This window comes from Curtobacterium sp. UCD-KPL2560, from assembly GCF_001705035.1.
Classification (GTDB): domain Bacteria; phylum Actinomycetota; class Actinomycetes; order Actinomycetales; family Microbacteriaceae; genus Curtobacterium.
Genome location: NZ_MCIG01000008.1, coordinates 70,834 through 77,881, shown reverse-complemented (window position 1 = coordinate 77,881; position 7,048 = coordinate 70,834). Strand labels below are relative to the sequence as shown.

General features: G+C 74.0%; 9 protein-coding genes. 2 read left to right on the top strand and 7 right to left on the bottom strand.

Annotated elements, in window-relative coordinates:
- The first annotated feature begins 191 nt into the window (after nucleotides 1–191).
- Nucleotides 192–1,088 carry a DNA-formamidopyrimidine glycosylase family protein gene (locus tag BEP24_RS04130; RefSeq protein WP_065960570.1) on the top strand — a complete coding sequence of 299 codons (897 nt, stop codon included), beginning with the start codon at nucleotides 192–194 and terminating at the stop codon, nucleotides 1,086–1,088.
- Here BEP24_RS04130 and BEP24_RS16400 read toward each other — a convergent pair.
- Nucleotides 974–1,498 (bottom strand): AAA family ATPase, encoded by a 525-nt coding sequence (locus BEP24_RS16400; protein ID WP_071285526.1) that lies wholly within the window; start codon nucleotides 1,496–1,498, stop codon nucleotides 974–976. The two genes, BEP24_RS04130 and BEP24_RS16400, sit on opposite strands and share 115 nt — an antisense overlap.
- 159 nt (nucleotides 1,499–1,657) lie before the next feature.
- On the opposite strand from BEP24_RS16400, the gene BEP24_RS17990 reads away from it, so the two are divergent.
- Nucleotides 1,658–2,068 (top strand): arsenate reductase ArsC, encoded by a 411-nt coding sequence (locus tag BEP24_RS17990; RefSeq protein ID WP_065960568.1) that lies wholly within the window; start codon nucleotides 1,658–1,660, stop codon nucleotides 2,066–2,068.
- Between the two features lie 48 nt (nucleotides 2,069–2,116).
- Here BEP24_RS17990 and BEP24_RS04120 read toward each other — a convergent pair whose 3' ends face one another.
- From BEP24_RS04120 to BEP24_RS04095, 6 genes are all read right to left on the bottom strand, one after another.
- Complete coding sequence (locus tag BEP24_RS04120; RefSeq protein ID WP_065960566.1) at nucleotides 2,117–2,503, bottom strand: DUF1304 domain-containing protein; 387 nt, start codon at nucleotides 2,501–2,503, stop codon at nucleotides 2,117–2,119.
- Nucleotides 2,504–2,583: 80 nt separating this feature from the next.
- The gene (locus BEP24_RS04115) at nucleotides 2,584–3,207 is read right to left on the bottom strand and encodes a CoA pyrophosphatase (protein WP_083230065.1); all 624 of its coding nucleotides are present in this window, start codon (nucleotides 3,205–3,207) and stop codon (nucleotides 2,584–2,586) included.
- Between the two features lie 68 nt (nucleotides 3,208–3,275).
- Nucleotides 3,276–3,935 (bottom strand): copper resistance CopC family protein, encoded by a 660-nt coding sequence (locus BEP24_RS04110; RefSeq protein ID WP_065960552.1) that lies wholly within the window; start codon nucleotides 3,933–3,935, stop codon nucleotides 3,276–3,278.
- A 262-nt stretch (nucleotides 3,936–4,197) separates the two neighbouring features.
- Nucleotides 4,198–5,184, bottom strand: coding sequence for a LamG domain-containing protein (locus tag BEP24_RS04105; RefSeq protein WP_253181559.1), 987 nt, complete (start codon nucleotides 5,182–5,184; stop codon nucleotides 4,198–4,200).
- On the bottom strand, nucleotides 5,181–6,065 hold the full coding sequence (locus tag BEP24_RS04100; RefSeq protein ID WP_065960546.1) for a S26 family signal peptidase: 885 nt from the start codon (nucleotides 6,063–6,065) through the stop codon (nucleotides 5,181–5,183). The genes BEP24_RS04105 and BEP24_RS04100 overlap by 4 nt, the downstream gene beginning before the upstream one ends.
- Nucleotides 6,066–6,342: 277 nt before the next feature.
- Nucleotides 6,343–6,993 (bottom strand): hypothetical protein, encoded by a 651-nt coding sequence (locus tag BEP24_RS04095; RefSeq protein ID WP_065960544.1) that lies wholly within the window; start codon nucleotides 6,991–6,993, stop codon nucleotides 6,343–6,345.
- Nucleotides 6,994–7,048: the final 55 nt, after the last annotated feature.

Here is a 7,048-nt window from a genome sequence, read left to right as displayed (position 1 = left end):
GTGGACGGAGTCACCCTCGGGCATGCTCCGACGCTAGGTCGCGCCACCGACACCCGTCCGCCCGGGGCCCCCGGCCCCCGGGATGGAGCAGAAGACGTCGGGTGCGCGCCCTCTACCCGACGTCTGCTGCTCCATCGGGCCGCGCGGGCCCCGGGCGGACGGGTGTCGGTGGCGCGACCTAGCGTCGGAGCATGCCCGAGGGTGACTCCGTCCACCGCCTGGCCGCCCGGCTCCGTGCGACCGACGGTGCCCTCGTGGTCCGGGGCGAGCTCCGCGGCGGGCCGAGCGCGGGGACGTCCATCGCCGGCCGACGGATCACCGGGCACGCCACGCACGGCAAGCACCTGCTCACCCGGCTCGACGACGGCACGACCCTGCACACCCACATGCGGATGACGGGCTCGTGGACGGTCACCGGTCCGGGCCGACGGCTCCCGACGCACGTCGCGCGCGACGCCCGGGTGCGGATGGCCCTGGACGACGGCCGCACCGTGTGGGGCATCGCCCTGCCGGTGGTCGACCTCGTCCCGACGCGCGACGAACACCGGGTGGTCGGACACCTCGGACCGGACCTGCTGGACGACGACTTCGACCGTGCCGAGGCGGTCCGGCGGACGACGGCCGACCCGGACGCGCCCGTCCGTCGGGTGCTGCTCGACCAGCGGCTCGTCGCCGGGCTCGGCAACCTCTGGGCGAACGAGCTCGGGTACGTCCGCGGTCTGCACCCCGACCGGCCGATCGGGACCGTCGACGTGCCGACGCTGCTCGACACCGCGCAGCGCATGCTCCGGCACTCGGCGACGGTGCCCGACGCGTACCAGGTCACCACCGGGCGGCTCCGGCGCGGGGAGCAGCACTGGGTGGTCGGCCGCGCCGGTCGACCGTGCCTGCGCTGCGGGTCGCGCGTCCGGGCCCGCGACGACGTCGAGGTCCCGGGGTCACCGGCGCGACGCGTGTGGTGGTGCCCGCGGTGTCAGCCGGCGGTGGACCCGGCGGCGATCGCACGGGCGACCTGCTCGGGGGAGCGCCCCACCGTGTCGACGACCTCGGCCGCGTCGTGCAGCCAGGTGCGGGCGGCCTCGGCGTAGGGGTCGAGCCGACTGACCCGGAAGGTCGAGTACCCCACCACCGCGTCGTCCTCGATCCGACGGCGAAGGGTGTCCTGGTCGGCGTGCAGCACGACGTGCCGCACCGGGATCCCGTGCTCGGCGAACCCGTCGGCGATCTCCCGCCAGTAGGCCTCGACGAGCACGGTCTGGGGGAGCACGAGGGTCCCGCCGACCAGGTCGAGCAGCCGCCGCGCGGTCTCGACGACGAGCGGACGCCACGGGTCCCAGTGCTGGAAGTCCCCGTGGTCCGGCAGCGGCGGGCGGACGTCCATCAGGACCTCGCCGACCTTCTCGGGGTCGAGGACATGGGCGTCGGGCAGGAGCGGTTGCAGGAGACGCGCCGTGGTGGTCTTGCCCGCCCCGTGCGTCCCGTTGATCCAGACGATCATGCGCGGACGCTACCGCACCGGGCCGCCCGGTCGGCGGACGCGCAGGTCCGGCCAGCCGGTTCGGCAGCCCGGTCCGCCGACGGCGCGTCGCCGACCGTCCGGCAGGATGGAGCCAGCCGCACCTGCCGCCGAACGCCCCCACACCCCCAGGAGCCCGCCGTGTCCGACCAGCGCCCCGCCGTCCTGTTCGTCTGCGTCCACAACGCGGGTCGCTCCCAGATGGCCGCGGGCTGGCTGCGCCACCTGGCGGGTGACCGCGTCGACGTCTTCTCGGCAGGATCGGCACCGGCCGACCAGCTGAACCCGGTGGCCGTGCAGGCGATGGCGGAGCAGGGGATCGACATCGCCGGCGCGCAGCCCGCGGTCCTGACCGTCGACGCGGTCCGGCGTGCGGACGTCGTGGTGACGATGGGGTGCGGCGACGCCTGCCCCGTGTTCCCGGGCAAGCGCTACGAGGACTGGGCGCTCACCGATCCGGCCGGGCTCCCGATCGAGCAGGTGCGCGGCGTGCGGGACGAGGTCCGGCAGCGGGTCGAGGCGCTCCTGGCCGAGCTGCTCCCCCGGGCCTGACGCCCGGCTCAGCCCTCCGGGGCAGGCCAGCTCGGGACGAGGACGGACTCAGACGAGCCCGGCGATGCCCAGCGCCACGAGCGACAGCAGCGGCAGCGCGCCCTGGGTGGTCGCGGCCCGGCGCTTCGTCGCGTCGCTCGTGAACAGCACCAGCGCGGCGGCGAGCATGCTCGCGGTCCCGGCGACGACGAGCGTCGTCCCGACCGCGGTCCCGCCGGCGGCGGCCACGACGATGCCCACGACCACGAGCACGGCGAGGAACAGGTTGTAGAAGCCCTGGTTGAACGCGAGCCCCTTCGTCACGACGGCGTCCTCCTCGGTCGTGCCGAAGGTGGAGCGGGCGCGGGGGGTCGTCCAGAGGACGGACTCGAGCACGAAGATGTACACGTGCAGGAGCGCGGCGAGGGCTGCGAACACCAGGGCGACGACGGTCATGGCACGACCCTACGACGCGGCGGACGCCCGTGCCGCGACCGGCAGGCGCGGCACGCTCCCGCGGGTGCCGTGGGACGGGATCAGCGGCGCGTCGTCCCCGGCAGCGGCAGCTCCCGCCCGTGGTCCCACGGCTCGGTCCAGTCGAGCCGGTCGAACAGCGCGTCGAGCAGCATCGCGGTGAAGCCCCACAGCGTGTGCTCGCCGCGGTCGGAGCGGACCGTGAACGCCGGACCCCGCCACTCCTGGCCGCCGCGCCGCAGGACCGTGACCCCGCGGTGTGCGGGGTCGAGCAGGTCGGCGACCGGCGTGCGGAAGACCGCGGCCGACTCCCGCTCGTCGACGACCCGGACGGGCGTCGGCTCCCGCCACCAGCCGAGCACCGGGCGCACCAGGTGGTTCGAGTGGGCGAGCGGGACGGCGGGCAGGGTGCCGAGGACCTCGACACCGGTCGGGTCGAGTCCGGTCTCCTCCCGGGCCTCGCGGAGGGCGGCGGCGGGCGCGTCCGCGTCACCCGGGTCGATGCGACCGCCCGGGAACGCGACCTCGCCAGGGTGCGACCGGAGCGTCGACGCACGCGCGAGCAGGAGCACGTCGAGGTCCCGGTGCACCGCGTCGGCGCGCGCGGGACGGCTGCTCGGGACCCGGTCGAGCACGCCGAACAGCATGAGGACGGCGGCGGCGCGGGGGTCCTCGGTGCCGGGCATCGCGGGCACGAGCGGCCCGGAGCCGACCACCGCGGCGAGCGCGGCCCGTGCGTCGTCGGCGGTCGTGCTCACCCCTGGTCCGTCCCGGTGACGTCCGCGGAGGCGCTCCCGGCACTGTCCGCCGTGGGTCGGCGACGCTGCACGAGGCGGGTGACGAGCACCGCGGCGAGCGCGACGACGACGATCCCACCGAGGACCCACGGGGTGCTGCCGCCGTGCTGGTGCCCGGCGGTCGCGGCAACCGCGGTCGAGGTCGCTGCGGTCGAGGTCGCTGCGGTCGGGGTCGGCTCGGCAGCGGGTGCCGCGGCGGACGCGGATGCGGACGGAGCGGCGGTGGGCGAGGGCGTGGTGGCCCCGGTGGACGTGAAGCGGTACTCGCCGGAGATCGGGTGCCCGTCGACGGAGACGCTCCGCCACTGCACCCGGTAGGTCCCGGGCGTCGCCAGGTCGACCGGCTTCGCGATGGTCGTCCCCGACACCCGGACCTCGCCCGAGGTGTGCTCGGCCCCGGCGGCGTCGGTCACGCTGATGACGATGCCGGTCTGCAGGCCGGACAACGGCTCCTCGGACAGCGTGAGCGTGACCACGTCGAGGTCGCCCGACACGGCTGCGTCCGCCGCGGGGTCCGACGACACGAGGACGTCGTGCGCCGACGCAGGACCGGCGAGGAGCACCACCGGCGCGAGCGCTGCGACAACGACGGTGGCGAGGAGGGCTCGGAGACGCACGGGGGCCTTTCGTGGGGTGGCCCGGTCGGTCGCCGGGCCGGCTGGTGCCGACCGGCCCGAGCGTACCCGCGCAGGTCGGGACGCCCGCCCTGCCGCGACCGGCGCGACGCACGCCGCGCTGGACGGGTGGGTCGCGGACCGGGACGCGACCCGGCACCGGACGGGAGGCGCGGGTCGGGCCCGCACCGCGCCTCCCGTCCGCGACGCGTCGACCACACCGCAGACCGGCACCGCCGTCGCGTCGGCGCCGGTCCGGCGCGCGTCAGCGCCCGGCGGTGGCGTGCGCGGCGACCTGCTGCGCGGTGAGCTCCGTCGAGTACACGGCGGCGTACCGCATCGAGCCGGTGAAGGCGAAGTTGGCGGGCGCCCCGGGCCACCCGCTGATCGTGTCGTACCCGATGCGGAAGTAACCCGTGTAGTTCTCGGCGACCTTGTAGGACGTGTTCGACGCGACCACGACCCCGTCGAGGTAGAGCCGCATCCCGTTCGTGGGCGACATCGTCGCGACCACGTGGTGCCACACGCCGTCGGTGACCGCCTTCGGCGAGGTGACCACCTGGGTGGCGCCGTTGTAGGCGCCGAACACGAGCTGGCCGGACGTGTTGACGTAGATCTGCCGGTCGTGCTGCCCCGACTGCATCACCTGGTTGCTGCCGAAGCCGATGAGCAGGCCGCCCGCCACGGTGGTGCGGAACCAGACCTCCTCGCTGAAGGTGGTCGGGTTGGCGTACGACCTCGGGGTCGAAACGAAGTTCGGCGTCATCGTGGAGCCGTTCAGCGCGTACGAGCCGCCGGCGTCGCGCGGGCAGGCGTTCGGGTTCGGCGTCGTCGAGGTCATGCCGTTCTGGTACGTGCCGGCGGCACCCTTGCCGGACGAGTCCGCCGCGGTCCGCGTCCCCGAGGTCTCGTCGAGGTCGTAAGCGAACAGCGCGTTCGCGGCGTCCCCGGCCACCGCGGCCGTGCACGTGAAGTACGGCGCCGTGGCGGCGGTGTTCGTGGAGTCCGTGACGGTGGCGCTGAACGCCGAGCGGGTCGGCGCGAAGTGGTTCACGAGCAGGACCGCGGCGAGTGCGGCGACGAGCAGGACAGCGACCACGCGGGGGTCCCGCAGGCGGCGGAACGGGACCGCAGCGAGCAGGCGGCGGAACGGGACCGCGCCGAGCAGGCGACGGCTGGCGGCCGACCGGGTCGGGGTGGAACGACGACGGCCGTGGACCGGCTGCGCGGTGCCGAGCTGTCCGTGGTTCACGAGGCACGCACCGGTTCGACGCGGCCGACGGCCAGGCAGGCGACCAGCGGGACGAGGCAGACGAGCAGGAGGGCGACCCAACCGATCGGGTCGAGGTCGATGTTCGACGTCAGCTGGTACTGCCCGTTGTGGGTGAGTTCGTGGATGACGACGCGGCCGACCTCGCCGTCGACGAGGTGCACGGTGTTGCCGCCGTGGGCGTCGATGCGCACGGGGAACACGCCGGAGGACACCACGGTCGCCTCGACACCGTGCGGGGTGGAGGTGTTCGTGATGGTGGTGACGTTGACGAACGGCTTGAACAGGAACGCCGCGTAGGAGCTCGTCAGGGCGGTGCCGGCGATGCGCAGGCAGCTGCGGGTGACGCGGTCGGTGAACGCGCTCGTCAGGGTGAGGACGATGAGCGTGCCGATGAGCAGGACCGGGGCGGCGCGGAACAGCCAGCCGACGTACGGCACGAGCAGGACCGGGGTGCCGATGACGTCGGCCTGGGTGAGCGTCCACGGGTCGGTCGCGCCGTTGATGTCACCGCGGGTGTGGAGGCCGCCGTCGGCGTCCTTCGCGATGATGCGGTGCGTGTAGACGACGCCCGGGTTGGCCGTGGTCTCGAAGGAGACGACGTCGCCGACGTGCAGGGTCGTGACGTCCACCGGCAGGTCGAGCACGAGCGTGCCGACCGGGGCGGCCTCGCCCATCGAGGGGGTCTCGACGACGAACCAGCGACCACCGGCGGAGAGGAACAGGACCGCGGCGCCGAGCAGGACGGCGGCGACGGCGGCGACCAGCCAGGCGAGGAGGACCTCGGAGCGGCTGGTCACGCGTCCGCGCAGGTGCAGCCGGTCGAGCGTGCCGGTCAGCGGGAGCGCTGCGATCTGGCTCATGTGGTGCTCCGGTCGGTGGTGGGCCTGCGGTGGGACGGTCGTGCGGTGGAACGGTGCTGCGTGGTGTTGTGCTGCTGTGGTGCTGTGGTGCTGTGGTGCTGTGCTGCTGTGCTGCGTGGTGCTGTGTGCGGCAGCGCCCGGCCGGAGGGGGGCCGGTCGGGCGCTGCCGGTGGTGGCTCCGGCCGTCTCGTGGGGGGACGGACGGCCGGTGCCGGTCCTGGGTGGGGTGGTGGGCCCCGTCGTCCGGTCCGGGATCGTGTCACCGGACCGGACGGTATCAAGCGGTGAAGGTCCAGGTCATCGGGACCGAGGCGGCGAGGCCCTGGTAGGTGTTGCCGGCCGAGGAGTCGAGCGTGACCGCGAAGTTGAACGGGACGGACGCGCCGGCGGCGGGGGCCTGCGGCATCGTGAAGGCGGTGGCGGCCGCGCCCTTGAAGCTGGCGAGGGTGCCGCTGAAGACGGTGGTCGAGCCCGAGGTGATGACGACGTTCATCTTGGCGCAGAGGTCCGTCGCGGTGCCGTTCTGGGCGCCGTTGGCCGACTGGGTGCAGGTGGCGCCGGGGGTCAGCGTGAAGGTCGCGGCGTTCGCGGTACCGGTGTTCTTGATCGAGATCGCGGTGTTGACGGTGTTGCCCGGCGTCATCGTCGTGCTGCCACCGAACTTGTTGATGGTCGAGCAGGTCGCGGCGTTCGTGGAGACCGAGCCGCCGTCGGTGCTGAGGCACGTGACGTTGGCGCCGGCGTTCTGCTCCTGCATGACGAGCGTGCCCGAGGCGGCGGTGTTGCTGCTGTTCGTGATGCTGGCCGCGAACCCGGAGAGGGTGCCGGTGAGCGAGAGCGACAGCAGGACGGCCGCGAAGATGCCCGCGACCAGGGCCACGGGGGCGAAACGGATCCGCTTCAGGGCGGCGGTGCGGAGCTTGGACACGGTGTACCTCGTCGTTCGGTGGGTGTTCTCGGTGTGTGGACGAGCAAGGGGTTCG